Annotated in this window: 25 protein-coding genes; 11 read left to right on the forward strand and 14 right to left on the reverse strand. The window is 70.0% G+C overall.

The genetic code is table 11. The features are described from left to right. Window positions 1-35: 35 nt before the first annotated feature. Complete coding sequence (locus LRD69_RS20140; protein WP_277327941.1) at window positions 36-791, reverse strand: decaprenylphospho-beta-D-erythro-pentofuranosid-2-ulose 2-reductase; 756 nt, start codon at window positions 789-791, stop codon at window positions 36-38. Window positions 792-946: 155 nt separating this feature from the next. Then, window positions 947-2,296, reverse strand: a complete 1,350-nt coding sequence (locus LRD69_RS20145) for an FAD-binding oxidoreductase (RefSeq protein WP_277327942.1) — start codon at window positions 2,294-2,296, stop codon at window positions 947-949. Between the two features lie 176 nt (window positions 2,297-2,472). Here LRD69_RS20145 and LRD69_RS20150 point away from each other — a divergent pair, with 176 nt between their 5' ends. Next, on the forward strand, window positions 2,473-3,402 hold the full coding sequence (locus LRD69_RS20150) for a YihY/virulence factor BrkB family protein (RefSeq protein ID WP_277327943.1): 930 nt from the start codon (window positions 2,473-2,475) through the stop codon (window positions 3,400-3,402). Here LRD69_RS20150 and LRD69_RS20155 read toward each other — a convergent pair. Then, complete coding sequence (locus LRD69_RS20155; protein ID WP_277327944.1) at window positions 3,350-4,606, reverse strand: D-alanyl-D-alanine carboxypeptidase; 1,257 nt, start codon at window positions 4,604-4,606, stop codon at window positions 3,350-3,352. The genes LRD69_RS20150 and LRD69_RS20155 overlap by 53 nt on opposite strands. A 121-nt stretch (window positions 4,607-4,727) precedes the next feature. Between LRD69_RS20155 and LRD69_RS20160 the strand changes: the two genes are divergently transcribed. From LRD69_RS20160 to LRD69_RS20170, 3 genes are all read left to right on the forward strand, one after another. Further along, the gene (locus LRD69_RS20160; RefSeq protein WP_277327945.1) at window positions 4,728-4,973 is read left to right on the forward strand and encodes a hypothetical protein; all 246 of its coding nucleotides are present in this window, start codon (window positions 4,728-4,730) and stop codon (window positions 4,971-4,973) included. 97 nt (window positions 4,974-5,070) lie between these two features. Then, window positions 5,071-6,387, forward strand: coding sequence for a metallophosphoesterase (locus LRD69_RS20165; protein ID WP_277327946.1), 1,317 nt, complete (start codon window positions 5,071-5,073; stop codon window positions 6,385-6,387). A 272-nt stretch (window positions 6,388-6,659) separates the two neighbouring features. Then, complete coding sequence (locus tag LRD69_RS20170) at window positions 6,660-8,213, forward strand: ABC transporter substrate-binding protein (protein ID WP_277327947.1); 1,554 nt, start codon at window positions 6,660-6,662, stop codon at window positions 8,211-8,213. A 96-nt stretch (window positions 8,214-8,309) separates the two neighbouring features. On the opposite strand, the gene LRD69_RS20175 is transcribed toward LRD69_RS20170, so the two are convergent. The 4 genes from LRD69_RS20175 to LRD69_RS20190 form a co-directional block, all read right to left on the reverse strand. Continuing rightward, window positions 8,310-9,089: a TetR family transcriptional regulator gene (locus LRD69_RS20175; protein ID WP_277327948.1), complete on the reverse strand. Its 780-nt coding sequence runs from the start codon at window positions 9,087-9,089 to the stop codon at window positions 8,310-8,312. A 188-nt stretch (window positions 9,090-9,277) separates the two neighbouring features. Next, window positions 9,278-9,730: a DCC1-like thiol-disulfide oxidoreductase family protein gene (locus LRD69_RS20180; RefSeq protein WP_277327949.1), complete on the reverse strand. Its 453-nt coding sequence runs from the start codon at window positions 9,728-9,730 to the stop codon at window positions 9,278-9,280. Beyond that, a complete protein-coding gene (locus LRD69_RS20185; protein WP_277327950.1) occupies window positions 9,727-10,161 on the reverse strand; it encodes a hypothetical protein in 435 nt (144 codons plus the stop codon). The genes LRD69_RS20180 and LRD69_RS20185 overlap by 4 nt, the downstream gene beginning before the upstream one ends. Before the next feature lie 67 nt (window positions 10,162-10,228). After that, window positions 10,229-11,476 (reverse strand): MFS transporter, encoded by a 1,248-nt coding sequence (locus LRD69_RS20190; RefSeq protein WP_277327951.1) that lies wholly within the window; start codon window positions 11,474-11,476, stop codon window positions 10,229-10,231. A gap of 88 nt (window positions 11,477-11,564) precedes the next feature. Here LRD69_RS20190 and LRD69_RS20195 point away from each other — a divergent pair, with 88 nt between their 5' ends. Then, a complete protein-coding gene (locus LRD69_RS20195) occupies window positions 11,565-12,074 on the forward strand; it encodes a MarR family transcriptional regulator (protein WP_277327952.1) in 510 nt (169 codons plus the stop codon). Window positions 12,075-12,225: 151 nt separating this feature from the next. On the opposite strand, the gene LRD69_RS20200 is transcribed toward LRD69_RS20195, so the two are convergent. The 6 genes from LRD69_RS20200 to LRD69_RS20225 all read right to left on the reverse strand — a co-directional run bounded on the left by LRD69_RS20200 (window position 12,226) and on the right by LRD69_RS20225 (window position 17,204). Next, a complete protein-coding gene (locus LRD69_RS20200) occupies window positions 12,226-12,831 on the reverse strand; it encodes a hypothetical protein (protein WP_277327953.1) in 606 nt (201 codons plus the stop codon). Between the two features lie 181 nt (window positions 12,832-13,012). After that, window positions 13,013-13,771, reverse strand: coding sequence for a succinate dehydrogenase iron-sulfur subunit (locus tag LRD69_RS20205; protein WP_277327954.1), 759 nt, complete (start codon window positions 13,769-13,771; stop codon window positions 13,013-13,015). Continuing rightward, window positions 13,771-15,525, reverse strand: coding sequence for a succinate dehydrogenase flavoprotein subunit (gene sdhA / locus LRD69_RS20210; protein ID WP_277327955.1), 1,755 nt, complete (start codon window positions 15,523-15,525; stop codon window positions 13,771-13,773). The genes LRD69_RS20205 and sdhA overlap by 1 nt, the downstream gene beginning before the upstream one ends. Window positions 15,526-15,554: 29 nt before the next feature. Beyond that, on the reverse strand, window positions 15,555-16,031 hold the full coding sequence (locus LRD69_RS20215) for a succinate dehydrogenase hydrophobic membrane anchor subunit (RefSeq protein ID WP_277327956.1): 477 nt from the start codon (window positions 16,029-16,031) through the stop codon (window positions 15,555-15,557). Window positions 16,032-16,036: 5 nt separating this feature from the next. Further along, window positions 16,037-16,417, reverse strand: a complete 381-nt coding sequence (gene sdhC, locus LRD69_RS20220; protein ID WP_072486591.1) for a succinate dehydrogenase, cytochrome b556 subunit — start codon at window positions 16,415-16,417, stop codon at window positions 16,037-16,039. A gap of 274 nt (window positions 16,418-16,691) precedes the next feature. Next, complete coding sequence (locus tag LRD69_RS20225) at window positions 16,692-17,204, reverse strand: 2-oxo-4-hydroxy-4-carboxy-5-ureidoimidazoline decarboxylase (protein WP_277327957.1); 513 nt, start codon at window positions 17,202-17,204, stop codon at window positions 16,692-16,694. Between the two features lie 339 nt (window positions 17,205-17,543). On the opposite strand from LRD69_RS20225, the gene LRD69_RS20230 reads away from it, so the two are divergent. The 5 genes from LRD69_RS20230 to LRD69_RS20250 all read left to right on the forward strand — a co-directional run bounded on the left by LRD69_RS20230 (window position 17,544) and on the right by LRD69_RS20250 (window position 22,973). Continuing rightward, window positions 17,544-19,148 carry a glycoside hydrolase family 20 protein gene (locus tag LRD69_RS20230; protein WP_277327958.1) on the forward strand — a complete coding sequence of 535 codons (1,605 nt, stop codon included), beginning with the start codon at window positions 17,544-17,546 and terminating at the stop codon, window positions 19,146-19,148. Between the two features lie 86 nt (window positions 19,149-19,234). After that, window positions 19,235-19,930, forward strand: coding sequence for a DUF4328 domain-containing protein (locus LRD69_RS20235; protein ID WP_277327959.1), 696 nt, complete (start codon window positions 19,235-19,237; stop codon window positions 19,928-19,930). A gap of 132 nt (window positions 19,931-20,062) precedes the next feature. Further along, window positions 20,063-20,641 (forward strand): hypothetical protein, encoded by a 579-nt coding sequence (locus LRD69_RS20240; protein ID WP_277327960.1) that lies wholly within the window; start codon window positions 20,063-20,065, stop codon window positions 20,639-20,641. Between the two features lie 332 nt (window positions 20,642-20,973). After that, window positions 20,974-21,717 carry an RNA polymerase sigma factor gene (locus tag LRD69_RS20245; protein WP_277329805.1) on the forward strand — a complete coding sequence of 248 codons (744 nt, stop codon included), beginning with the start codon at window positions 20,974-20,976 and terminating at the stop codon, window positions 21,715-21,717. Beyond that, window positions 21,717-22,973 carry a hypothetical protein gene (locus tag LRD69_RS20250; RefSeq protein WP_277327961.1) on the forward strand — a complete coding sequence of 419 codons (1,257 nt, stop codon included), beginning with the start codon at window positions 21,717-21,719 and terminating at the stop codon, window positions 22,971-22,973. Before LRD69_RS20245 ends, LRD69_RS20250 begins: the two co-directional genes overlap by 1 nt. Before the next feature lie 198 nt (window positions 22,974-23,171). Here LRD69_RS20250 and LRD69_RS20255 read toward each other — a convergent pair whose 3' ends face one another. After that, entirely contained in the window at window positions 23,172-24,083 is a 912-nt protein-coding gene (locus tag LRD69_RS20255; protein ID WP_277327962.1) for a L,D-transpeptidase family protein, read from the reverse strand. 220 nt (window positions 24,084-24,303) lie between these two features. Here LRD69_RS20255 and LRD69_RS20260 point away from each other — a divergent pair, with 220 nt between their 5' ends. Then, the gene (locus LRD69_RS20260; RefSeq protein WP_277327963.1) at window positions 24,304-25,884 is read left to right on the forward strand and encodes a methylmalonyl-CoA mutase family protein; all 1,581 of its coding nucleotides are present in this window, start codon (window positions 24,304-24,306) and stop codon (window positions 25,882-25,884) included. The last annotated feature ends 12 nt before the right edge of the window (window positions 25,885-25,896 follow it).

Here is a 25,896-nt window from a genome sequence, read left to right on the forward strand (position 1 = left end):
GCTCGGCCGTGAGGAGTGAGCGGTGACCGGGCCGCTCAGACCGGAAGCCGCCGGAAGAGCGGTCGCGGCACATGCCGCAGCGCCGACATGACGACGCGCAGTGCGCCTGGCACCCACACCGTCTCCGAGCGTCGCCGCAGCCCCGTCACGATCGCGTCCGCGACCGCCTCCGGAGTCGTCGCGAGCGGTGCTCCGGCCGTCGCCGCCGTGGCCTTCGACCGTACGGAGCCGGGGCGTACGACCATCACATGCACCCCGGTCCCGTGCAGCGCGTCCCCCAGCCCCTGGGCGAACGCGTCGAGGCCCGCCTTGCTCGAGCCGTAGATGAAGTCGGCGCGGCGGGCGCGCTCGCCCGCCACGGAGGACAGCACCACCAGCGATCCATGCCCCTGCGCCTGGAGTGCGCCGGCGCACACCAGACCGGCGGAGACCGCCCCCGTGTAGTTGGTCTGGGCGACCCGAACCGCGCAGAGCGGCTCCTCCTCGTCGCGTGCCTGATCCCCGAGGATGCCGAACGTGAGCAGCACCATGTCGATGTCGCCCTCGGTGAAGATCTTGCCGAGGGCGGTCTCGTGTGACTCGGAGTCGAGGGCGTCGAAGTCGACGGTACGGACGTACGCGCCCAGTTCGCGCAGTTCCGCCGCGGCCGCCTCCCGCTCCGGCGAGGGGCGTCCGGCCAGCCAGACCGTGCGGGTGCGGCGGGCGATCAGGCGGCGTGCGGTGGCCAGCCCGATCTGCGACGTGCCGCCGAGAACGAGCAGGGACTGCGGGGCACCGAAGGCGTCCTTCACGAAAACACTCCTAGCGGGGGCAGCGGACAGCGAGGGGCAGGGGCTGAGACAGGAGACGGGTCACGGGCTGAGACAGGAGATCGACCAGGGGCAGGACAGGGCGGCGTGACGGGGAATCAGCCGGGGGAGGGGCTTCAGGGGGCACGGCGCCGGGATCAGAGCGCGAGCCGCCGCGACAGATCCGAACGGAACGCTCCGTTCGGATCCAGTTCGGCGCGCAGCGCCCGGAACGCGGGCAGCCGCGGGTACATCGCGGTCAGCGTCTCGGGGCGCAGCCGGGAATCCTCCGCCAGGCAGACGCGCCCGCCCGCGGCCGCCACTTCGTCGTCCAGTCCGTCGAGGAAGCGGGCCAGGCCCGGCAGCGAGGCCGGCAGATCGAGGGCGAGTGCCCAGCCCGGAATCGGGAACGACAGCCAGCCGGGATCACCGTCCCCGAAACGTTTGAGCACGGCGAGGAACGACGGGCATCGCCGCTGCGCGATCCGCCGGACGATCCGGTGGATCGCCTGCTCCTGACCATGTCCGACCACGAACCGGTACTGCAGGAAGCCGCCCCGGCCATAGAAGCGGTTCCAGTGCGGTACGCCGTCCAGCGGGTGGAAGAACGTGGTCAGCCTCTGGAGTTCGCCGGTGCGGAACCTGGGGGCTCTGCGGTACCAGAACTCGTTGAACAGGGCGACGGAGGTGCGGCCGAGCAGGCCGTCCGGTACGAACGGCGGCGCCGCGGGCAGCCGGCCCGGGCGGAACGTGAGCGGTGTGCGCCGGGCGCGCGCCGGTAGCACGTGCAGGGGTGCGTGCTCCCCCCGGGTGAGTACGGAGCGCCCCGTCGCCCGGCCGCGGGCGAGCAGGTCGATCCAGGCGGCCGAGTAGCGGTAGCGGTGGTCGGAGGCGGTGAGCCGGGCCATCAAGTCGTCCAGATCGACGGCCCGTTCGGTGTCGACCCACATCAGTGACGTCTGGACGGGGTGGAACTGGAGCGTGGCCGAGAGGATCACCCCGGTCAGCCCCATGCCTCCCGCGGTCGCGTCGAACAGCGCGGTGCCGGGCCGGACCGTGTGGATCGCGCCGTCGGCGGTCAGCAGCTCCACGTCCCGTACATGCCGGGAGAAGGAGCCGGAGACATGCTGGTTCGTGCCGTGGATGTCGGCACCGATCGCGCCGCCCACGGTGACGTGACGGGTCCCGGGGGTCACCGGCACGAACCAGCCGAGCGGCAGCAGTACTTCCATCAGCCGGTGCAGGCTCACGCCCGCGTCGCACACCACCAGTCCGGAGGCGGCGTCGACGGTACGGATCCGGTTCAGTGCGGTCATGTCGAGGACGGAACCGCCCGCGTTCTGCGCCGCGTCGCCGTGGGCCCGGCCGAGCCCCCGCGCGATGGAACCACGGGGTCCGCAGCCGCGTACCGCGGCCGCCGCCTCCTCGTAGGTACGAGGGCGGAACCGCAGGGCGGTCGTCGGGGCGGTACGGCCCCAGCCGGCCAGGGACACGGTGTCGACAGACATGATGGTGACCGTATCGCCCGAGAAAACCCCTTTGAGGGATTTGTTACAACACTCACCGAAATGGGTGATTGGAAGAGTGTCAGCCGTTTATGACACGGAACTTCCATCCTTGACCAGAAGAGTTCGGTGGGGACCCGCACATCGGTTTATCGCGCCCCGGAGGGTACGCGTACGTCATGGACTGGCTGAAGAAACTCCCCCTCGTCGGACCCCTGGTCTCCTGGCTGATGACGACGCATGCCTGGCGCTCGTACGAACGGCTCGACCGGGTCCACTGGACCAGGCTCGCCGCCGCGATCACCTTCATCAGCTTCCTCGCGCTCTTCCCGCTGATCGCGGTCGGTGCGGCGATCGGCGCCGCGACGCTCACCGCCGAGCAGCTGGACAAGATCGAGAAAAAGGTCGCCGAGCAGGTGCCGGGGATCTCCGACCAGCTCGGCATCGACAATCTGGTGGCCCACGCGGGTACGGTCGGGCTGATCGCCGGTGTGGTGCTGCTGTTCACGGGTGTCGGCTGGATCGGCGCGATGCGGGACTGTCTGCGCGCGGTCTGGGAGATGGACGACGTGGACGAGGGCAATCCGGTCCTCCGCAAACTCAAGGACGCAGGACTGCTGATCGGCCTCGGCGGCGCGGCACTGGTCACCCTCGCCGCTTCCACGGCCGGCTCCACCGCGGTCGGCTGGACCGCCCGCCTGGTGGGCCTTTCCGACCGCGGGGCCGGCGGGGTGCTGCTGCAGATCGCAGCCCTCGTGGTGGCGGCCCTGGCCGACTTCCTGCTGCTGCTCTATCTGCTGACGCTGCTGCCCGGCGTCAAGCCGCGGCGCCGCCGGCTGGTGACGGCCGCGGTCATCGGCGCGGTCGGCTTCGAACTCCTCAAACTGCTGCTCGGCAGCTATATGAAGGGTGTCGCGTCGAAGAGCATGTACGGCGCCTTCGGCGTGCCGATCGCCCTGCTGCTGTGGATCAACTTCACCGCGAAACTGCTGCTGTTCTGTGCCGCCTGGACGGCGACGCCGGGCAGGAAGGGGTCCACGCAGGGCGCCGCCGAGGTCAGCGGCGAGGAAGGCGGCGCACCAGGTCCGGCAGCGGCCAGCGCCGGTTGACCAGGAACACACCGGCCGCCAGCAGAGCCAGGACGCCACCGGTGATCCCCAGTGCGATCCCGATCCCGCTGGAGCCGCCGGCCGCCGAGGCGTGGGTGGCGGCCGGCCCCTTCTTGCCGTCGTCGGCCGCGCTCGTCCCGCTGGCCGATTCCGAACCCTTCCCCACGCCGGTCTCCGCCGACTTCGGGGGGACCAGTTCGCCGACCGGGGTCACCTTGCCGGCTGCGTCGAAGCCCCAGTCGAGCAGACTCGCGGCCTCCTTGTAGACGGCATGGGCCTCGTCGGACGACGGGTTCATGACCGTGACGAGCAGCACCTTGCCGTTGCGCTCGGCGACACCCGTGAAGGTGTTGCCCGCGTGTGTGGTGTAGCCGTTCTTGACGCCCGCGATGCCCTTGTACGGCACGACGCCGGCGTCACCGGTGAGCAGCCGGTTAGTGTTCTGGATCTGGAAACTCTCGCGCTTCTTGCCCTTCTTCTCCTCTCCGGGGAAGTCGGCCGCAGCCGTTGAGCAGTACTCGCGGAAGTCCGCCTTCTGCAGCCCGCTGCGGGCGAACAGCGTGAGGTCGTACGCGCTGGAGACCTGCTCGGGGGCGTCGTAACCGTCGGGCGACACGACCTGCGTGTCGAGGGCCTGCAGCTCCTCCGCGTGCTCCTGCATGGCGGCGACGGTCTTGGGTACGCCGCCGTACATCGAGGACAGCACGTGCACCGCATCGTTGCCGGAGCGCAGGAAGACGCCGAGCCACAGGTCGTGGACCGAGTACGTCTGGTGCTCCTTGACGCCGACCAGGCTGCTGCCCTCGCCGATACCGGCGAGATCCTCGTTCGAGACCTTGTGCGTCATGGTCTTCGGCTGCAGCTCGGGCGATTCCATGATCGTGTCCGCGAACAGCATCTTCAGCGTCGACGCCGGGGGCAGCCGCCAGTGCGGGTTGTGCGAGGCGAGCACCTCGCCGCTCTCCGCGTCCGCGACGATCCAGGACCGGCCGGTGAGGTCCTTGGGCAGTACCGGAGCACCGGGCCCCAGTTCCACCTGGGTGCCGATGCGGGCGAGCCGCTCGCCGCCCACCTTCGACATCGGGGCCGTCGGCTTGGGGTTGTCGGACGTGTCCTGGTCGACCGCGGACGCAGGGACTACGACAAAAGTGGACAACAGGGCGGCAGAGGTGACCGTCAACGCGATCTTTTTCAGAGCAGGCACGGTCGGAAACGTACAGGCAGATGATGTGGAGGGGGATGCGGACCGCCGGACCCGCCACGCGGACTGCCGGGACAGCCCACCCCGAGCGTTCCGGCCGGACTGCGGTGGCGATACTGGATCCATGAAGCTCAGCCGCCCCGTCTCCTGGTTCCTGCTCGCCTTCGGGGTGTGGAGCTGGTTCATCTGGATCACTTTCGCCAAGAATCTATGGAAAGACGGCAGCGGACTTGCCTTCGACGACGCGGGTGACCCGACGGCGTACTTCTGGGTGCATCTGCTGCTCGCCATCACGTCCTTTCTTCTGGGGACGGCGGTCGGCGTGATCGGGTTCCGCGGACTCAGGGCACTGCGCCGCGCACGTGCCTGACCGGTCACGCGCAGACCGGACAGAGGTGTACGAAGTGCACGTCCGGCAAGCGCAGGCGCACGAAACGCATGGATGAGAAGCCGGAGGGGGAGCGCACGTGGCAGTCGTCTTCGTTGTGGTGGCGGTTGCGGTCCTCGCGCTGCTGGCCGGCGTGCACCGCTATGTATGGCGCCGCTTGGTCGGCGACACGACCGCGCCGGGCAGCGCACTGCGCCGGGCGGGCACCGCGGCGGCCTGGGTGCTGCCCCTGCTGAGCGTCGGCGCCCTGGTCTCCGGGCGCGTGGGCGCCCCGTTCTGGCTGCAGCGGGCGCTGGCCTGGCCGGGCTTCCTGTGGCTGGCGGCGCTGCTCTATCTGACGCTGGCTCTGCTGGTGGGCGAGGCGGTACGGCCCGTCCTGCGACGGCTGCCGGTGCGACGGTCGGCAGCCGGCGCAGCAGCTGCAGCGGGCGACGGGACGTCCGCCGAGGGCAGCGGAAGGCCCTCCGGGATCCGTTCCGCCGAAACGGACCGGACTCCGGCCGAGGTACCCGCGAGCGGAACCCCTGTCACGCTGGTCGCCGACGCCCCCGCCTCCTCTCCGGCCGTCGGCCCCTCCCGCCGCCTCTTCGTGGCGCGTGCCGTCGGTGGTGCGGCGGCCGTCGCAGGGCTCGGCACCGTCGGCTACGGCACCTACGGCGTGCTGCGCGGCCCGCGCGTCAAGCGCGTGACCGTACCGCTCGCCAAACTGCCACGTTCCGCCCACGGCTTCCGGATCGCCGTCGTGAGCGACATCCATCTCGGCCCGATCCTGGGCCGCGCCCACACCCAGCGGATCGTCGACACGATCAACCGGACCCAGCCCGATCTGATCGCCGTGGTCGGCGATCTCGTCGACGGATCCGTCGAGGACCTCGGCCCGGCTGCCGAACCGCTGGCCCGGCTGGCCTCCCGTCACGGTGCGTTCTTCGTCACCGGCAACCACGAATACTTCTCCGGTGCGGCCGAATGGGTCGCTCACGTGCGGGAATTGGGGTTGCACCCGCTGGAGAACGCACGGGTCGAGATCGACGGCTTCGATCTGGCCGGGGTCAACGACATCGGCGGGGAGAGCGAGGGGCAGGGACCCGATTTCGACCGTGCCCTCGGCGACCGCGACCGGACCCGTGCCTCCGTCCTCCTCGCGCACCAGCCCGTCGTCATCGACGACGCGGTCGCGCACGGCGTGGACCTGCAGCTCTCCGGCCACACCCACGGCGGCCAGCTCTGGCCGGGCAACTACATCGCCGAACTGGCCAACCCCACGGTCGCAGGGCTCGAACGCTATGGCGACACCCAGCTGTACGTCTCGCGCGGCGCGGGCGCCTGGGGTCCGCCGGTACGGGTCGGCGCCCCGTCCGACATCACCGTCGTGCAGCTCGCCTCGCGGCAGGCGTGACGACTGCCTGATCGTCACGCACGGAACCGCACGGACCCCCGGGCGGCGCGACCGCGCGACGGTGCAACCGCACACCCGGGCAACCACACGGTGTCTTCACAGTTTTCGGCCGTTCGGCCCATCCGAGGTTTCAACTGTCCAACGAAAGGTCAAAGGGGAGGGATTTGCTCTTCCAGATGTGAAAATCGTGTGATTGGGTGAGCCGGAGCATGGAGTGATGTGCGTTTCTGAGCACATCTGCCCAGGTGGGGCTGGTAAGGGAGAGCACGGCAATGCGGTCGATCCGGCTACGGATTCTCGCGATCTTCGCGGTTTTGGTCATCGCAGGCGTCGTCGCCTGGCAGTTGCTTCCCTCGGACGAGGTGAACAACGATCCGATCATGGTCGGTACGACGGACGAGGTGACCTCACTCGACCCGGCCGGTGCGTACGACGCCGGTTCCTGGGCGATGTACAGCAACGTGTACCAGTCCTTGATGACGTTCAAGTCCGGGGCGATCGTCCCCGAGCCGGACGCCGCCGAGAGCTGTGGGTTCATCGGTCAGAAGCTTCAGACGTACCAGTGCAAACTGCGCGACGACCTGACCTTCTCCAACGGCCGGAAGATCACCGCCGCCGATGTCGAGTACTCCATCGAGCGGATGATCAGGATCAAGACGGACGTCGGCCCCTCGGTGCTGTTCCCCAGCCTGAAGAGCGTGGTGTCCAAGGGCCGCACGATCACCTTCAACCTCTCCTCGCGTGACGCGACCTTCCCGCAGAAGCTCGCCACCGGAGCTGGTTCGATCGTCGACCGCGACCAGTACCCGGCGGACAAGCTCCGCACCGGCAACGGTGTCGACGGCTCGGGGCCGTACGTCCTGAAGTCGTACGAGCCCGGTGTCAAGGCCGAACTCGTCCCGAACACCCGGTACAAGGGTGCGGTGAAGAACACCGGCGTCCCGGTCACCATCCGCTACTACAAGCAGTCGGACGAACTCCTGGCGGCCTGGAACTCCGGGCAGATCCAAGTGACGCACCGGCAGCTGCCGCCCGCCACGCTCGCCGAACTGAACCCCGGCGACCCGGACATGCACGTCACCGAGGCGGACAGCGCCGAGATCCGCAACCTGGTCTTCAACGTGCGCGACGGTTCGCCGCTCGCCAACAAGAAGGTGCGCCAGGCCATCGCGTCGATCATCGACCGCGGGCCGCTGGTCACCGACGTCTACAAGGGCACCGTCGAGCCGCTGTACTCGCTCATCCCGCAGGGCTACATCGGGCACAGCACGCCGTTCTTCGACGACTACCCGACACCCGACCAGGCGCGCGCCAAGAAGCTGATGGAGGAGGCCGGGGTGCAGACCCCGCTGCACATCAACTTCGCCTACCGCGCCGACGACGCGTATACGAAGGAGACCGCCGAGCTGCGCCGCCAGCTGGAGGCGGGCGGGCTGTTCAAGGTCTCGGTCAAGGCCGTGGAGTGGCAGGAGTTCCAGAAGGGGTACGCGGCCGGCAAGTACGACGCGTACACCGTCGGATGGCTGCCCGACTACCCGGACCCCGACACCTTCAGCCAGCCGCTCGTCGGCCGCGACACCAGCCTTCACAACGGCTACACCAGCAAGAAGATGGACCAGTTGATCTCGGCCACGCTGCAGTACAGCGACCGCAGCCGCACCGCGGGGGACTTCAAGGACCTCCAGGCGCTGGTCGGCGAGGACGTGCCGCTCGTACCGCTGTGGCAGAAGAAGGACTACGTCGTCAGCAAGACGGATGTCTCCGGCTCGCAGTACCTGTCGGACGGCACGGGCATCTGGCGGCTGTGGGAGCTCAGCTGGATCTAGGACCTGTCCGGCGAGCCGGGGGCCGAGCACCGAAGGACCGGGGCCGGTCGGGGACTGTCGCACGAGGTGCGAGGTCTCCGGCCGGCCCCGGTCCGTTCACTGCTTCGCGGCGCGCTTCCCGGGGGTGCGCTTCTTCGTGGCAGGCCGCTCTGCGCCCGTCCCGTCCTCGGCCGGATGCCCGGCCGTCCCGGGGAGGAACTCCGTCAGTACGTCGTAGACCTGACGCACCAGCGGGCGAAGCACCCGGAACCGGGACAGCGCGATCGCGCGCGCGCCGATCGGGGCGGTGCGTTCGACGAGCCGGCGGCTGCGTTCGGCCCCCTCCGTCCGGTCGTACACCCAGAACAGCACCAGACCCATCTGTATCAGCCACATCAGCTGAGGCAGTTCCTCCGCCATGTCGGGGTCGACCTTGGTACTGGAGCCCGCCAGGCACCGCTCGTGGATGGAGATCGCCGCCTCCCGGGCGGCGACCGAGTCCTTCGAGAACGGGGAGAGGGGGCTTTCCGGGTCGGCGGCGTTCTTGAAGAACTGGGCGGCGAAGCGGTGGTACGGCTCGGCCACGTCGAGCCAGCTGAGCAGTACCCCGCGCATGCGTACGGCCAGGTCCTTGTCGCCCGCCAGGACCGACTGGACCGCCGCCTCGTGCTCGGCGGCGAGCCGGTCGTAGAAGCCCTGGACGAGATGTTCCTTGCCGGCGAAGTAGTAGTAGGCGTTTCCGACGGAAACCCCGGCCTCCTGCGCGATGGCTCGCATCGTCGTCTTGTCGTAACCGCGTTCCTCGAAGAGCCGGAGCGCGGTTTCGAGAATGAGTGTGCGGGTCTGCTCGCTCTTGGGAGCCTTGACTTCCTTCACGTCCTTCGCATCCTTCACCACGCCCCCGAGGGTATCCGCCCGGACTAGTGCCGTGTCAGCCAAGGTTCGCCCCGTCGCGACGCCCGGCACGCACTGTCGCCGCACCGGCCGAAAGCCCGAGTACGTCCAGTACGAGGACTTCCGGCCGTCACGCCGACAGCACGCACCGGACGCCGCTCCTTGGCGGGCAAACCTTGGCTGACGCGGCACTAGCCTTCGATGTCCGGGCCCGGAGCCGGTACCCGGCAGGCCCCGTCCTCCGGTCCGCAGGGCGCGGCCGTCGCCGACCGGTACCGGGCGGCGGCGAGCACCGACGCCCGGGCGAACGGCAGGCCGGCCGGGGTGGCCAGCCAGTGGGCCTTGGGCCGGTGTTCGGCCAGCGCCCAGAGGCAGACGATCCAGGCGGAGGTCCCGCGGTAGATCTGCCCCAGGTCGCCGATCACGGTGATCTCGGAGAGCGTCCCGGCGTGGTCGAGTCCGGGGAAGCGGCGCCGCGCCTCCGCGGAGGCCGCCGGGACGAGATCGAGCGGGACGAGCTGACGCTGTTTCATCAGCCAGTGGCGCACATGGACGCAGAGCGAGCACTGCGCGTCGTAGAGCACGGTGAGCCGTTCGACGGGCGTGCGCCGCCCGTCGAACGGGGCCGTGACCCGACCGGTCACCGGCCGGCGGCGGGTGCGGCCCACGGGCCCTGGCCGGTGGGGCCGGTCCAGCCCTGCGGCGGTACGGGCGGGGTCTGCTCACGCTCCATCAGACCGCGGCGGCGGATCTTGTTGAGCACGTAGACGTTGCCGAGGTGCATCACTCCGAGGACGAGCAGGACGACGCCGACCTTCACCGAGAGCGCCTCGAAGAGCTCGCGGGCGTCGGCGACCGCGTCGGAGTTCTTCAGGTAGAGGGTGACGAAACCCAGGTTGACCAGGTAGAAGCCGACGACCAGCAGGTGGTTGACGGCGTCGGCGAGCTTTTCGTTTCCCTGCAGGACGTCGGCGAGGAAGACCTTTCCGTTACGGCTCAGTGTGCGGGCGACCCAGATGGTGAGCGCCACGCTGATCAGCAGGTAGATGACGTACGCGACAACAGTGAGGTCCATGCCCCACCCTCCCTTGAACGCGTTCAAATGCTGTTGTCATGAACTGTAGACCTGCATTTGAACATGTTCAAGCGGATACTCCGGAGTGGTCGTTCTCCGTGGCCCCGGACTTCGCGGCCGGCGTCGTTGGCGCTGTGAAGTGCCGTACGCCCGGCACCGCGGCCGTCGCCAGACAGGATGCGCCGACCGCCACCGCGGCCACGGCGAGCGGGAGTTCGGCCCCCCAGGCCGAGGCGGCGAGCGGGGCCAGGGCGTAACCGAGGGGCATCGCGGCCAGCGAGAGCAGCCAGTCGTACGACGTGACCCGGGCCAGCGCGTGCGCGGGCACCGCGGACTGGACCGAGGTGTCCCAGACCGGGCCGAGGAAGCCGAGGCCCGCCTGCGCGACGCCGTACGCGGCGATGGTCAGCACGGTGGGCGCGCCCGCCGCGAGAAGGCCGAGCGGGAGCGCGTAGGTGGCGAGCCCCAGGTTGGCGACCAGGACGGGGCGGCGCGGCCGGGCGCGCCCGGCCAGCAGTGAGCCGAGCAGCAGGCCGATCGCGCCGGTCTGGAGCAGGGCGATCCAGGCGCCCTTGCCGCCCATCTCCCGCACGGCGAGGGCCGGCCCCAGGGTCATCAGCACGGCTGCCGCGCCGTTCCAGGCAGCGTGGGCGATCAGACTCGTCCAGTACCAGTCGCGGCTGCGCACCTCGCTCCAGCCCTCTTTGAGGTCGCTGAGCACCGATCGGCGCGGGATCGGCACATGCCTGACCTTGATGGCGGACAGCAGTGCGGCGCTCACCGCGAAGCTCGCGCTGTCCAGCACGAAGGCCCAGCCCGGACCCGCGGTGAGGATCAGGGTTCCCCCGAGTGCGGGTCCGGCCACCCGGGTCGCGCTGCTCACCACCGCCATCAGGGAGTTGGCGCGCAGCAGGCCGGGGGCTTCCACGGTTCCGGTGATCAGTGGCGACACGGTCGGCATGGCGAACGCGCTCGCCGCGCCGCCGATCGCCTCGGCGACCGCGATCTGCCACAACTGCGGGGAGCCGCCGAGCAGTTGAGCGCCGACGAAGAGCTGGGTCGCGCACCGCACGAGATCGGTGGTGAGCGCGACCGTACGGGCGTTGAAGCGGTCGCCGACGACGCCGCCGAGCGGCAGAAGGATCAGTTTGGGCACCATCGCGCAGGCCAGGACCAGGGCGAGGGCGGCGTTCGAACCGGTGGCCAGGTAGACGGCGATCGAGAGTGCGGTGGGAATGGCGGCGTCGCCGAGGAGGGAGAGGGTGCGTCCGACGAAGAGCAGGCGGAAGGCGCGCGTGCGCAAGGGATGCGGCATGCGCCGGAATCTATTTCGACACCGAACTATTCGTCAACGAAATATCTGGTATCGAAACATGCTGGAGCTCCAGGCGTACCCTTTCCTCATGGAGCGACGCGACTGGACCGACGGACATGTGGAGCGGTGGAAGCCCGTGCTTCCCGACCTCGATCCCGATGTCGAGGGCGCGGTGACCCGCATGACGAAACTCTCCGTCCACCTGCGGCGGGTGCGCGAACAGTCCCTGGTCGACTTCGACCTGGACCGCCAGGAGTTCGACACGCTCCACAAGCTCGCCGGACGCGGCGGCAGGGCGGCCCCTTCCGAACTCGCCGCCGATCTCGACCTCGCCCCGGCTTCCGTCACCGGCCGGCTGGACGCGCTCGAACGGCGGGGCTTCGTCCGTCGCATGCCGTCCACCACGGACCGGCGGCGGGTCAACGTGGAACTCACCGAAGCGGGCCGCTCGACCTGGCTCGGCGCGATGGACTTCCTCGGGCACGAGGAGTACCGGCTCCTCGGCGTCCTCGACGCGGGCGAACGGGCCCTGCTCAACGACATGTTGCGGCGCATCATGGTCGTCGCGGAGGATCAGGGAGACACCGGCCGGGACTGAGCTCCACCGGGCGGCGGCGCCACCCCGCCGTGCGGAGAGGGGCGTTGCCGTGCCCGGCACCCGCCCCTCTCCGCCCACGTCCGCAGCTCGCGTGCCGAGGCCGACCGTCGGATGCGGTGCGGCGGAACGTCGGTTCTGACGCGTCGGGGCGTCAGATGCTCATCGAACGCGCCGTGTTGATCTGAGCCATCACCATCTGGAAGGTCTCCGGGCCCGTCGCCGGGATCATCGTCGAGTGGTGCCGGCCGCCACTGGTGACCGAGACCTGGATGAAGCCGGTCGTCCTCTTCTCCTTCATCAGGAGGAAGAGCAGTCCGATCAGGCAGAGCAGGGCGAAGATGATCGCGAGCACGATCGCGACCGTCGGGATCTTCTCCTCGGTGCGCGACATGTCGGTGGCCGTCCAGACCGCGCCCTTGAGGGGCATCGTGCCGGACGGTGTCACGATCGAGTCGTTCATGACGGTGATGTCGCCGAAGGACAGCATCGGCGCCCCGCCGCCGACCCCCGGGCCCGGCTGCTGCGGGTAGCCGTATCCGGGCACGGCCGGCTGGTTCGGGTAGCCGTATCCGGGGCCCTGCTGGGCCGCGGCGTCGGGCAGCTGCTGCGGGTAGCCGTAGGCCGGGTTGCCCGCACCCGGCGTGCCCGCGCCCGGGTAGCCGTACCCCTGGGCGTCCGGGACGGTGGGCGGATTGCCCGGCTGCTGGGGAGGCCCCCACTTCTGCGAGTCGTCCGCGTACGGATTCGGATCGCTCAACGTTCCCCGCTCTCGATCAAACGTGTGCGCCCCGCGCCTTGCTGCGCCAGGGGGCGCCGAACCGGTGTCCGGTTCCGCACGACCGTACCGTCATGGCCCGCGGAACGCAGCAAGAGGCCCCGCTTCCCGCGGTGTTACCGCGGAAAACGGGGCCTCCTGTGCAACTGGCCTGCCGGAAGGGTCAGAAGCGACGCGTGATCAGCGCGCGCTTCACTTCCTGGATCGCCTTGGTGACCTCGATGCCACGCGGGCAGGCGTCCGTGCAGTTGAAGGTGGTGCGGCAACGCCACACGCCGTCACGGTCGTTGAGGATCTCCAGGCGCTGCTCGCCGCCCTCGTCGCGCGAGTCGAAGATGAAGCGGTGCGCGTTGACGATCGCAGCCGGGCCGAAGTACTGGCCGTCGTTCCAGAACACCGGGCACGACGAGGTGCACGCGGCGCACAGGATGCACTTGGTGGTGTCGTCGAACCGCTCGCGGTCCTCGGCGGACTGCAGACGCTCGCGCGTCGGCTCGTTGCCCTTGGTGATGAGGAACGGCATGACGTCGCGGTACGCCTGGAAGAACGGATCCATGTCGACCACGAGGTCCTTGAGGACCGTGAGGCCCTTGATGGCCTCGACCGTGATCGGCTTCTCCGGGGAGATGTCCTTGATCAGCGTCTTGCAGGCGAGCCTGTTCTTGCCGTTGATCCGCATCGCGTCGGAGCCGCAGATGCCGTGCGCACAGGAGCGACGGAACGTCAGGGTGCCGTCGATGTCCCACTTGATCTTGTGAAGGGCGTCGAGGACACGCTCCTTCGGGTCGATCTCGACCTGGAAGTCCTGCCACTGGGCCTCTTCGGAGACCTCGGGGTTGAAGCGGCGGATCCGGAAGGTGACCGTGATGTACGGGGAGGCGGCGGACTCCGCCTCCACCTTGTCCATAGTCGGGGTAGCCATCAGTACTTACGCTCCATCGGCTGGTAGCGGGTCTGGACGACGGGCTTGTAGTCGAGCCGGATCGACTCGGTGCCGTCGGCCGCGACCTCGCGGTACGCCATGGTGTGGCGCATGAAGTTGACGTCGTCGCGGTTCGGGTAGTCCTCGCGGTAGTGACCGCCGCGGGACTCCTTGCGGGCCAGCGCCGAGGTCGCCATGACCTCGGCCAGGTCGAGCAGGTTGCCCAGCTCGATGGCCTCGAGGAGGTCCGTGTTGAACCGCTTGCCCTTGTCCTGGATGGACACGTTCAGGTAGCGCCTGCGCAGCTCGGCGATCTTGTCGACGGCCGTCTTGATGGTCTGCTCGGTACGGAACACCATCACATTGGCGTCCATGCACTCCTGCAGCTCCAGACGGAGCGTCGCGACGCGCTCGGTGCCCGTCGAGTTGCGCAGCCGCTCGACCTGGTCGATGACCTGCTGCGCCGGGTTCTCGGGAAGCTCGACGAAGTCGTGCTTCGCGGAGTACTCGGCGGCGGCGATGCCCGACCGGCGCCCGAAGACGTTGATGTCGAGCAGCGAGTTGGTGCCCAGGCGGTTGGCCCCGTGCACGGAGACGCACGCGACCTCGCCGGCGGCGTACAGGCCCGGGACGACGGTGGTGTTGTCGGCCAGCACCTCGCCCTCGACGTTGGTCGGGATGCCGCCCATGGCGTAGTGCGCGGTCGGCTGGATCGGGATCGGGTCCGTGTAGGGCTCGATACCGAGGTACGTACGCGCGAACTCGGTGATGTCCGGGAGCTTCGCGTCCAGCTGCTCCGGCGGCAGGTGCGTGAGGTCGAGGTAGACGTGGTCGCCCTCGGGACCGCAGCCGCGGCCCTCACGGATCTCCGTGTAGATGGAGCGGGACACGACGTCACGGGACGCGAGGTCCTTCATGACGGGCGCGTACTTCTCCATGAAGCGCTCGCCGTCCTTGTTGCGGAGGATGCCGCCCTCACCACGGGCGCCCTCCGTCAGCAGGATGCCCATGCGCCAGATGCCCGTCGGGTGGAACTGGAAGAACTCCATGTCCTCCAGCGGCAGACCGCGGCGGTACGCGGCGGCCTGGCCGTCACCGGTCAGGGTGTGGGCGTTCGACGTCACCTTGAAGAACTTGCCGGTGCCGCCGGAGGCGAAGATGATCGACTTCGCCTGGAAGATGTGGATCTCGCCGGTGGCCAGCTCGTACGCGACGACGCCCGCGGACTTCTTGACTCCGTCGACCTCCTGCAGCAGCAGGTCCAGGACGTAGAACTCGTTGAAGAACTCCACACCCTCCTTGACGCAGTTCTGGTACAGCGTCTGGAGGATCATGTGGCCGGTGCGGTCCGAGGCGTAGCAGGACCGGCGGACCGGGGCCTCGCCGTGGTTACGGCTGTGGCCGCCGAAGCGGCGCTGGTCGATCTTGCCCTCGGGCGTGCGGTTGAACGGCAGGCCCATCTTCTCCAGGTCGAGAACGGAGTCGATGGCCTCCTTCGCCAGGATCTCGGCGGCGTCCTGGTCGACCAGGTAGTCGCCGCCCTTGATCGTGTCGAAGGTGTGCCACTCCCAGTTGTCCTCTTCCACGTTGGCGAGCGCGGCGGCCATGCCGCCCTGCGCGGCGCCCGTGTGGGAGCGGGTCGGGTACAGCTTCGTGAGCACGGCGGTACGGCTGCGCTTCGTCGACTCGATGGCCGCGCGCATGCCGGCGCCGCCGGCGCCGACGATGACGGTGTCGTACTTGTGGATCTGCATGATTTCCTCTGGTCCCTCTGGCCCGGCGCCTAGCGGATGTTCGGGTCGAAGGTGAAGATCACCAGCGTGCCCAGCAGGACGGTGAACACCGTGGCGGTGTACAGCAGCATCTTCAGCCAGAAGCGGGTGTTGTCCCGTTCGGCGTAGTCGTTGATGACCGTACGGAGGCCGTTGGCGCCGTGGAGCATGGCCAGCCACAGCATTGCCAGGTCCCAGACCTGCCAGAACGGCGAGGCCCAGCGGCCCGCCACGAAGGCGAAGCCGACCTTGGAGACACCGCCGTCCAGCACGAGCTGGATCAGCAGGTGACCGATGACCAGGACGACGAGAACGATGCCCGACAGGCGCATGAAGAGCCAGGCGTACATCTCGAAGTTGGTGCGCGAAGCCTTGGGGCTCTTGCCCGTCCGCTTGCGCGGGGGCTCGATGACCGGGGCCGGGTGGTCGACGTCGTAGAGGCTGACGCCTTCGACGGAGCCGATCGCGGCGGAGGACTCGGTGGACATTGGCCTCAGCTCCCGAAGACTTCGCGTACGGCGTGGCCGAGGACGGGGTACAGGGCCCCGACCATCAGCACGACCCAGATACCCACGACGGACCAGAGCATCTGCTTCTGGTAGCGCGGGCCCTTGGCCCAGAAGTCCACGGCGACGATGCGGAGACCGTTCAGCGCGTGGAAGAGAATGGCGGCCACCAGGCCGTATTCGAGGAGCGCGACGATCGGCGTCTTGTACGTGGCCACGACGTCGTCGTAGGCCTCGGGGGAAACGCGGACGAGAGCGGTGTCCAGGACGTGTACGAACAGGAAGAAGAAAATGAGGACACCGGTGACTCGATGAGCCACCCAGGACCACATGCCTTCCCGGCCGCGGTACAGCGTTCCAGCCGGCACGGAAGAACCCTCCGGGAGCGGGGATTGGGGTCGGCCGGCTTGACTGTCGGTCTGACCCGGCCGGGTACGGTCCACCGGCCCCGGCCATCGTAGCGACGGTTTGTCGGTTCGTTCGCGCCGGGGCCTCTGGTGTGATCAAAGTGGCAATCAAACAGGCACGGACGGGCTAGAACGATGCTTTCCGGGCCCGTCCTCACGTGGGTCCGGCCCGGTCCGACCCGGTCTGACCCGGTCCGTTCCGGTCGCTTCCGGTGCAGGAACCCCAGAAGAGCTCCTACGCCCGGTCGCCGGCCGTCACCAGATCGATGATGCGGCCCCGGGCGAGTCTGCGCATCTCGTCCGCCGTGACGACCCGCTCCTCGTCCGGCTCGTGGCCCAGCCTGGCCCGGATGCCGGCCAGCACCTGGTCCGGATGCTCGGAGGGCGCGAAGGCGTCCAGGCAGATCACGAAGACATGGCCGAAGCGACATTCGTACGCGGCGTGCGCGGCGCTCAGCGCGAGATGCGCGGACGGGGGCGCGGCGTGGTGCAGTCCGGGGGAGTCCTCGGCGGCGAGCGCCTCGGCGAGATCCGCCGGGGCCAGGTCGTAGCCCGCCTCGTCGGCGGCGGCCAGCAGGGCGTCCAGGTCGGGGTACGGGCGGTGGGCGGCCAGTCGCTTCGCCCAGCGGAGGCTGCCGCAGCAGGCGAGCAGGGCGGCCTCGGCGGCGGCGGCCGGCAGGGAGTTGAACCGGTCGAGGCCACGGGAGCGGGCACCGATGTGGGCCGGACCGCAGCTCTGCACGGGCACGGCGGCCCGTCCGGTGGAGGGCGCCTGTGGCGACCGCCCGGGCGGTTCGGGGAGGCCGGCGTGGGACTCGCTGGGCCTGGACAGCGTGGGCTCCTCGCATCAGCGGGGTCTGTGACCCTGGGGTGGGAGGGACGGGTGAGACCAGGGAGATACAGGGTGAAGGGAGAGACGAATGTGCCCCCACGCTATCGACGCAGGGCAACGAGCGTCCGACGGATGCGCGAACATCACCCGGAAGGGAGGGTTTCGGAACGGCTGATGGACGATTCTTCGAGGAGAATGCCCGGCAATCTCCCTACTTCTGCCCTGTTGCCCGCTCATATCGGAGGTTTCTGACTGATGTCGCCCTCACGCGGTGCCCTCGCAGCCGGTGCGGCCGTCGCCGTCGCGGCCGCGGTGACGATCACCGTCGTCGTCTGGCCGGAAGAATCCGGCAGCGGAGGACCGGGGAGGACGGCCGTGGCCAGCGCCCCCTCGCACGCGTCGGTCGCCCCGTCGCCGACTCGCAGCTATCCGCTCTCCTCCGCGCCCCGCACCATCCCCGCCGTGCGCGAGCACATCCCCGCCCGGGGCCCCGGCTGGCAGCCGGGCCGGGCCAGCACCGTCGTGATCGGCCCCGGCAGCGGGGGCCTCGCGGACGAGGCGCAGCTGCTGGCCGATGAGCTGAAGATCCGTTACCGGGGCGCCGTCCCGGCCCGCGCGGGCGACGTCGAGCTGACCCTGGGCGGCTCCGGCGCCCCCGAGTCGTACACCCTGAAGACCCAGGGCGGGCGGGTCACCATCACCGGCCCCGACCAGGCGGGCGTCTTCTACGGAACCCGCACCCTGAAACAGTCGCTGCGCGCCGACGGCGCAATGCCCGAGGGAGAAGTGCGCGACAGCCCCGGACGGCCTCAGCGCGGACTCAACCTCGACATCGCGCGCAAGTACTACAGCGTCGGCTGGATCGAGGACCGGCTGCGCGAGATGGCCGACCTCAAGCTCAACCAGCTGGGCCTGCACTTCTCCGACGACCAGGCATTCCGGATCCAGTCCGACACCCACCCCGAGGTGGTGTCACCCGAACACCTCACCAAGGCGGAGGTCCGCCAGATCCTCGCCCTGGCGGGCCGGCTGCACATCGATGTGGTCCCCGAGATCGACTCCCCGGGCCACCTCGGGGCCGTCCTGCGTCCCCACCCGGACCTTCAGCTCCGCAACACGGCCGGCGTGGTTTCGACCGGGTCGATCGACATCTCCAATCCGGGCTCCGCGAAACTCGTCGACCAGCTGATCGGCGAGTTCATGGAGCTCTTCGGAGGCAGGTACTGGCATCTCGGCGGCGACGAGTACCGCGCGCTGACGGTGCAGAACCCGGCGGCCTCGTACCCGCAGCTCCAGCGTGCCGCCCAGCTGAAGTACGGCTCGGCGGCCGGCATCAAGGACCTCGCCACGGGGTGGCTCAACGACCGGGCGGCGGTGGTGCGCCCGCACGGGCTGCAGCCGAAGGCGTGGAACGACGGCTTCTTCCGTGGCGGAATCGTCCGGGCGGACAAGAACATCGAGGTCGAGTACTGGACGGGCAAGGAGTACGGCGCCCGGCCGCCGGAGGAGTATCTGGGTGAGGGCCGTCGACTGGTGAACCTCAACGACGAGTTCCTCTATTACGTGCTCGGCCAGCCCAATGCCTTCGTGTACCCGACGGGGCAGCGGATCTACGAACAGTGGACCCCGCTCGTCCTGCGCGGCACGAAACCGGTACCGTCCCGCTACTCGGGCCAGATCCTGGGCGGCCGGTTCGCGGTCTGGGGCGACCTCCCGCAGGCCCAGACCCAGAACCAGGTGGCGGCAGGGATCCGGATGCCGCTGAGGGCCACGGCGCAGAAGCTGTGGGACCCGGCGACGCCGGCGCTGACCTGGAGTCAGTTCCGGGCGCTGGCCACGAAGATCGACACGGCGGGCTGAGCGGGCGGCGGGACTCCGGACTCACTCGTTTAGGCTCCGCATGCCGTGTGCCCAGAAGGACACACGCCGAGCCCGGGGGGTCCCGCATGTCGTCCACACCGTCCGCACCACTCGTCAGGTCCTTGCCGCAGGCCCGGCTGCGCTCGCCGGTCGGACTCTCGTACGCCGTGGTCTCCCTGATCGCGCTGTGCGCCCTGACCGACCTCGGCGGTCTGCTGCTGGCCGGCTACGGTCTGGGCGTCTCCGGCCGCGCGGCCGGGCACGACCCCGACGGGCGCTTCGACACGTTCTACTCCGTGCTGACGTGGTTTCAGGCGATGACCGCTCTGCCCGCCGGGATCACGTTCGTGGTCTGGCTCCGCCGGGTCCGGGTGAACGCGGAGGTCTTCCGGCCGCACGGGCACCATCACAGCCGCCCGTGGATTTTCTGGGGCTGGGTCGTCCCCCCTGTGTGCTTCTGGTACCCGCGGCGCATCGTCCTCGACGTCTGGCGGGCGTCGACTCCGGCCGGACCGGGCGGGGAGGCACCCCGGCCCCGGCTGTGGGCCATCAACGTCTGGTGGGCGTCCTGGCTGGTGAGCAGTGTCCTGACCGCTGCCGCGGCGGAACCGTCCTCGGACCTCATGGGTACGCCGGGATTCACGGAGGCCATGGTCTTCATGATTGCCTGCAGCGTGTTCGACATGGTGGCGGCGTGGTTCGCCGTCACCGTGGTCCGCGGTGTGACGCAGATGCAGGACGTCATGGCGCGCACGGGACCGGTCGCTGCCGGCCTCACCTGACACCGTGGGGCGCTTTCCGGACTGTCGCAGTGACGATTTTGAGCCATTCGGCGCTGATAGCGGTATGCGGCTGCGGGAAGCGCCGCGTCCCCGTGCGAACCCGTACGGGGACAGGCCGACGGGGAGTTGCCGATGAGCCTGCTGGAACTGATCGCCGCCGCGGACGAGCGGGCGCTGGTCGCGAGCGGGACCGCCTGCCTCGACCGATGCCTGCCCCAGCCCGCGGAGGGCGCCGACCCCGACCCGCTGCGTCCGCTCTGGGCGGGCTGCGCGAAGGGTGACGAGTGGGCGGGCCGGCTGACCGAGGCACGTACGGCGCTCGACGTTCTGCCGCCCGGGGAGGACGGGACCGTACCCGCGATACGGAAGCTGCTCGGCGAAGCACCCGCGGACCGGACGGATCCGGGGCTGCGGGCGTGGGCCGAGGCCTGCTCGCTCCTGGCCCTGAGGGTCCACCTCGGGCACGACGCGACGCCCGCCGCCGAGGACGAGCTGCTGCGGCGCTGCCGCGAGGACGAGGCGCCGGACGCCGGGCCGCTGGTGACCGGGGAGGTGCGCCGTCAGATCCGGATCCTGGAAATGCTGGCGGAGACCGCGGGGGCGTCCGGTGCAGGGGCCGGATTGCGCCAGGTGCTGGATGCCTCGACGGAGGGGCAGCGGGTGCTCCGCGCCGCGGCGTCGCGGCGCGCGCGTGGCCGCGGGCCCGCGTAGGCGGATCCGTCCGGGCGACCGGGGAACCCTGGGCGAGCAACGTCCGGGGGAGCCCGGGAAGTGAAGAGCTGTAGGAGATGACGAGGACGACCGGGGCCGCCACCCCCCACAGGAGAGGCCCCGGTCGTCTTCCGCGGGGCCGCAGGACGACCCCGTACTCATCTCAGCGCCGCGCATGCGTTTTCTGTCACACCGCCCCAAGTCTGTGAAAGGTTGCGGGTTGTACAAGTCATGGACGTGACCCCCGCGAAGGACGTAGCGTGCTGAGTCGCGCAGGGTGGCGCGGCAGTGGTGACCAGCTGCGATTCAGGACAGCAGGGCAGGTTGAGGGAGTGCTGGGGGACGACGCGGAGCTGACCACCGCGGTGCTCGCGGCTCAGGACGGGGACGAAGACGCCTTCCGTACTGTGTACCGCGCTGTGCAGCCGCGGCTGCTGGGCTACATACGGACGCTGGTGGGGGAACCGGACGCCGAGGACGTGGCATCCGAGTCATGGCTGCAGATAGCGCGCGACCTCGACCGGTTCAGCGGCGACGCCGACCGGTTCCGCGGGTGGGCGGCGCGCATAGCGCGCAACCGGGCTCTGGACCATCTGCGGATGCGCGGCAGGCGTCCCGCGATCGGCGGCGACGAGACGGAACTGTCCGAGAAGCCGGCCGAGTCCGATACCGCCGACGAGGCGATGGAGGCACTGGCCACCGGACGTACGATGTCTCTCATCGCCCAACTGCCGCAGGACCAGGCCGAGGCCGTCGTGCTGCGTGTGGTGGTCGGTCTGGACGCCAAGAGCGCGGCGCAGACGCTCGGCAAGCGGCCGGGCGCGGTTCGTACCGCCGCGCACCGTGGACTGAAACGGCTCGCGGAGCTGCTTCACGCGGACAGCGGCGGCAGTGGTGACGGCGGTGACAGCAGCGAGGGCGGGGAGAGCGGGCCGGTCGGAACCCACCCGCACGGGGGCGCGGCAGGCAAGGCGGCGGAGCTCGGCGCCGTACCCGCACAGCGCGCTTTCCGCACCGGTCTGGCGGCGTCCGCCGGTGTGACGCATTCGCGTCCTTGGACGCAGAGGAACATGTGATGGCCGAGGAACAGCACGAGTGGCTTGACGAGGACGCGGCGGAGAGATTGCTCCGCGGCGAACCGGTCGACCCCGTCGACGGCCAGGCACGTACCGAAGCCGATCGTCTCGCGGCCGCGCTGGGTGCCGTCGCCCGCAGCGCCCGGCCGGCCACCGGCGAACTGCCGGGCGAGGCCGCCGCGCTGGCCGCCTTCCGGGGACAGCCGCGCGCCGGCCGGGCAGGGGAACGGGCCACGCTGCCGACGCCGGGCCGTCCGACGGGCCACGTCGCGCAGAGCAGCGAGACCGAGCAGCGGGAGCACCCCGGCCCGTCCGGTCCGGCAGGACACCTGCAACTGCCGGAACTGCCGGAACTGCCGGAACTGCCGGAACCGCGGGGGACGTCGGGGCCGTCGGGGCATCCGGAGTTGCCGCAGGCGCTCGGACCGATACGCATCGGCCCCGCCCCCGCCACCACGACCTCGTTCTCCGCGGCCTCCGGCGGCCGCACGCGTGCGCCGCGCTGGAGCAGGCCTGTCCGCTTCGGTCTGGTGGCTTCCCTCGCGGGCTGTGCGCTCGGCGGGGTGGCGGTCGCCGCCGGCACGGGCATGCTCCTCGGCCCGTTCGGCGGGCACGCCAACCCGCTGCCCGCCTCCTCCGTGTCGGCGCCTGCCTCCCCCGAGGAGCGGCTCGACTCCGACGGGACGTCCGCCGCGCCGTCCGGGTCCCCGGACCCGCATCCCTCCCGGGACTCGGCCGGTCCGTCCGCCGCCACCGGCGACGGAACCCGCAAGGCCGACAGCGCGCGCGGCAAGGGCGGGCTCGGCCGGAACGGCGGGAAGAGCAGCGACGCCGACAGTGACCGGGACACCGCCGGGGAAGGCCGCGGTGTCCCGTACGGGACCGGCAGCACAGCCGGCAGCGAGCAGCAGGACGGCATGTACGGCATCTGGGGCAAACGGACCGTCAGGGCCTGCCGCGACTACCGCGCCGGCCGCCTCGACGCCGACCGCAGGCGCCGCCTCGAAGTGCTGGCCAAGGGCGCCGGCGGCCTCGACCGGTTCTGCAGGCGTGTCCTGCAGACGGTGGACGGCGCGAGCGGCGATGCGCAGCCGGGCAGTGGCGACGGGCAGCAGAGCGAGGGCGGCGGATCCGCCGGGGGCACGGATGACGACGCCTCGCACACGGTCCCGTCGCTCTGGTCCAAGCCTGCCGGTTACGCGCCGTCGGCCCCCTTGTCCCGGTCCGCCCCGGGGACCACTGCGGTCACCCGCTGAGCCTCGTCGGCCGGTCCGCTGCCACGGGGTGTGACATTTTCCGGGCCGTCGGCGCAGTACAGAGTGAGCCGACTGGTCATCGGCAGCGCACAGAGCCGGGGTTCCCCCCGTACCTTCGGCTCAGCGCACCCGGCGCGGGCGGGACACGTTCCCCCGGTCCCGCCCGCGCCCCTCATCCGGATGTGCCGCCCCACCGCCTCACCAGTAGACGACGACCTTGTCGCCGGTGCGGACCTGGTCGAAGAGCGCGGCGATCTTCCCCTCGTCCCGGACGTTCACACAGCCGTGCGAGGCGCCGCTGTAGCCGCGGGCCGCGAAGTCCGCGGAGTAGTGGACCGCCTGGCCGCCGCTGAAGAACATCGCGTACGGCATGGCCGTGTGGTAGATCGTCGACACATGGTGCCGCGACTTCCAGTAGACGGAGAAGGTGCCCTCCCGGGTCGGCGTGTACTGCGAGCCGAACCGTACGTCCATCGTCGACACGACCTGCCCGTTGATCACCCACGACAGGGACCGGCTGTTCTTGCTGATGCAGAGCACCCGGCCGGTCAGGCAGCGCTTGTCGAGCCGGGCAGCGGGCCGGGTGGCCGGCGGGTTGAGCTCGGCGGCCGTCGGCTTCCGCGTCATGGCGAGCAGCTTCTGCCAGGTGAGGGTGTCCGTCTTGCCCGTACGGTCCAGTCCGCGCTTGCCCTGGAAGGACTGCACGGCGGCCACCGTGGCGGTGCCGTAGTAACCCGTGGGGGTGCGGTTGAAGTGGCCGATCTGGCGCAGCCGGGCCTGCAGCTCCCGCACCTGCTTGCCCTGGGAGCCGGTCGCCATCAGCGTCTTGCCCTGCGGATCCGGCTTCGGGCTCGCGGTCGGTGACGACGAGGACGGGGACGGGGCCGGAGAGGGCGAGGCGGTTGCCCCGGGCTTGGCGTCGTCGGTCGCCGGGGCGGAGGCCTTCGGCGGTGACGACGAGGCCGCCGGGGACCCGTTGGCGGGCTGCGCCTTGCAGCCCGCGGTGGTGACGGCCAGCGCGAGGACGGCGACGGCGGACAACGCCGCAGCGCCCGGCCGTCCCGCGGTCCGGCCGATCGTTCCTGCACCGTGCCCGGTTCTGTGTATCATCTCGGCCCCCTGCTTCCTTCGTTGTCTCTTGGGACGAATTCCCGCTCTGCTCGGTTGCGAAAGCCCGCGCATGATGGTGAGTGCGTCGGGGAAGGCGGCAGGACGCACCTTGTGAGCAAGGTCCCAGCCCGTGCCTCTCCACCGGTTGCACGCCCCCCGCTACAGTCCGTCGCGAGGGTCGTTGGTTACCAGCAAGTAGCTCCAGCGGGAGGCACAGCAGATGACGCGCGAGTCGGAGTCGGGACTGCCCATCGAGCCGGTCTACGGGCCGGACGCACTCGACGGGTGGCACGCCGAGGACAAACTGGGGGAGCCGGGCGCCTACCCGTTCACGCGCGGTGTCTACCCGACGATGTACACGGGCCGGCCGTGGACGATGCGCCAGTACGCCGGGTTCGGTACGGCCTCCGAGTCGAACGCCCGCTACAAGCAGCTGATCGCCAACGGCACGATGGGCCTGTCCGTCGCCTTCGACCTGCCCACCCAGATGGGCCACGACTCCGACGCGCCGATCGCATCCGGCGAGGTCGGCAAGGTCGGCGTGGCGATCGACTCGGTCGAGGACATGCGGATCCTGTTCGGCGGCATCCCGCTCGACAAGGTCTCCACCTCGATGACGATCAACGCGCCCGCCGCGCTGCTGCTCCTCATGTACCAGCTGGTCGGTGAGGAGCAGGGCGTCCCGGCCGGCCGGCTGACCGGCACCATCCAGAACGACGTGCTGAAGGAGTACATCGCCCGCGGCACGTACATCTTCCCGCCCAAGCCCTCGCTGCGGCTGATCGCCGACATCTTCAAGTACTGCAGGGCCGAGATCCCGAAGTGGAACACCATCTCGATCTCCGGCTACCACATGGCCGAGGCCGGTGCCTCGCCCGCGCAGGAGATCGCGTTCACCCTCGCGGACGGCATCGAGTACGTCCGCACCGCCGTCGCGGCCGGCATGGACGTCGACGACTTCGCCCCTCGCCTCTCGTTCTTCTTCGTCGCCCGCACGACGATCCTCGAAGAGGTCGCCAAGTTCCGTGCCGCACGCCGGATCTGGGCCCGGGTGATGCGGGAGGAGTTCGGCGCGAAGGACCCCAAGTCGCTGATGCTGCGCTTCCACACCCAGACCGCGGGCGTCCAGCTCACCGCTCAGCAGCCCGAGGTCAACCTGGTCCGGGTCGCCGTCCAGGGCCTGGGCGCGGTCCTCGGCGGCACGCAGTCGCTGCACACCAACTCGTTCGACGAGGCCATTGCCCTGCCGACCGACAAGTCCGCCCGTCTGGCCCTGCGTACCCAGCAGGTCCTGGCCTACGAGACGGATGTCACGGCCACCGTCGACCCGTTCGCGGGTTCGTACGTCGTCGAGAAGATGACCGACGACGTCGAGGCGGCGGCCCTGGAGCTGATGCTCAAGGTCGAGGACATGGGCGGCGCGGTCAACGCGATCGAGCGCGGCTTCCAGAAGAGCGAGATCGAGCGCAGCGCCTATCGCATCGCGCAGGAGACGGACAGCGGGGAGCGCGTCGTCGTCGGCGTCAACCGCTTCCAGCTCGACGAGGAGGAGCCGTACGAGCCGCTGCGGGTCGACCCGGCGATCGAGGCCCAGCAGGCGGCCCGGCTGGCGAAGTTGCGCGCCGAACGCGACCAGGGCGCGGTCGACGAGGCGCTGGACCGGCTGAAGAAGGCGGCCGAGGGGACGGACAACGTCCTGTACCCGATGAAGGACGCGCTGGCGGCGCGGGCGACCGTCGGCGAGGTGTGCAACGCGCTGCGGGAGGTGTGGGGGACGTACGTGCCGGCGGACGCGTTCTGACGCGCGGGAAGG

The organism is Streptomyces sp. JH14 (assembly GCF_029428675.1).
In the GTDB taxonomy this organism is placed as follows: Bacteria; Actinomycetota; Actinomycetes; order Streptomycetales; family Streptomycetaceae; genus Streptomyces.

Bases quoted from the DNA above. Each gene is read 5' to 3' on its own strand.
- LRD69_RS20145 (WP_277327942.1), bottom strand. From the start codon at position 2,296: ATGTCTGTCGACACCGTGTCCCTGGCCGGCTGGGGCCGTACCGCCCCG.
- LRD69_RS20150 (WP_277327943.1), top strand. From the start codon at position 2,473: ATGGACTGGCTGAAGAAACTCCCCCTCGTCGGACCCCTGGTCTCCTGG.
- LRD69_RS20160 (WP_277327945.1), top strand. From the start codon at position 4,728: ATGAAGCTCAGCCGCCCCGTCTCCTGGTTCCTGCTCGCCTTCGGGGTG.
- LRD69_RS20170 (WP_277327947.1), top strand. From the start codon at position 6,660: ATGCGGTCGATCCGGCTACGGATTCTCGCGATCTTCGCGGTTTTGGTC.
- LRD69_RS20185 (WP_277327950.1), bottom strand. From the start codon at position 10,161: ATGGACCTCACTGTTGTCGCGTACGTCATCTACCTGCTGATCAGCGTG.
- LRD69_RS20190 (WP_277327951.1), bottom strand. From the start codon at position 11,476: ATGCCGCATCCCTTGCGCACGCGCGCCTTCCGCCTGCTCTTCGTCGGA.
- LRD69_RS20195 (WP_277327952.1), top strand. From the start codon at position 11,565: ATGGAGCGACGCGACTGGACCGACGGACATGTGGAGCGGTGGAAGCCC.
- LRD69_RS20205 (WP_277327954.1), bottom strand. From the start codon at position 13,771: ATGGCTACCCCGACTATGGACAAGGTGGAGGCGGAGTCCGCCGCCTCC.
- sdhA (WP_277327955.1), bottom strand. From the start codon at position 15,525: ATGCAGATCCACAAGTACGACACCGTCATCGTCGGCGCCGGCGGCGCC.
- LRD69_RS20215 (WP_277327956.1), bottom strand. From the start codon at position 16,031: ATGTCCACCGAGTCCTCCGCCGCGATCGGCTCCGTCGAAGGCGTCAGC.
- LRD69_RS20230 (WP_277327958.1), top strand. From the start codon at position 17,544: ATGTCGCCCTCACGCGGTGCCCTCGCAGCCGGTGCGGCCGTCGCCGTC.
- LRD69_RS20235 (WP_277327959.1), top strand. From the start codon at position 19,235: ATGTCGTCCACACCGTCCGCACCACTCGTCAGGTCCTTGCCGCAGGCC.
- LRD69_RS20240 (WP_277327960.1), top strand. From the start codon at position 20,063: ATGAGCCTGCTGGAACTGATCGCCGCCGCGGACGAGCGGGCGCTGGTC.
- LRD69_RS20250 (WP_277327961.1), top strand. From the start codon at position 21,717: ATGGCCGAGGAACAGCACGAGTGGCTTGACGAGGACGCGGCGGAGAGA.
- LRD69_RS20255 (WP_277327962.1), bottom strand. From the start codon at position 24,083: ATGATACACAGAACCGGGCACGGTGCAGGAACGATCGGCCGGACCGCG.
- LRD69_RS20260 (WP_277327963.1), top strand. From the start codon at position 24,304: ATGACGCGCGAGTCGGAGTCGGGACTGCCCATCGAGCCGGTCTACGGG.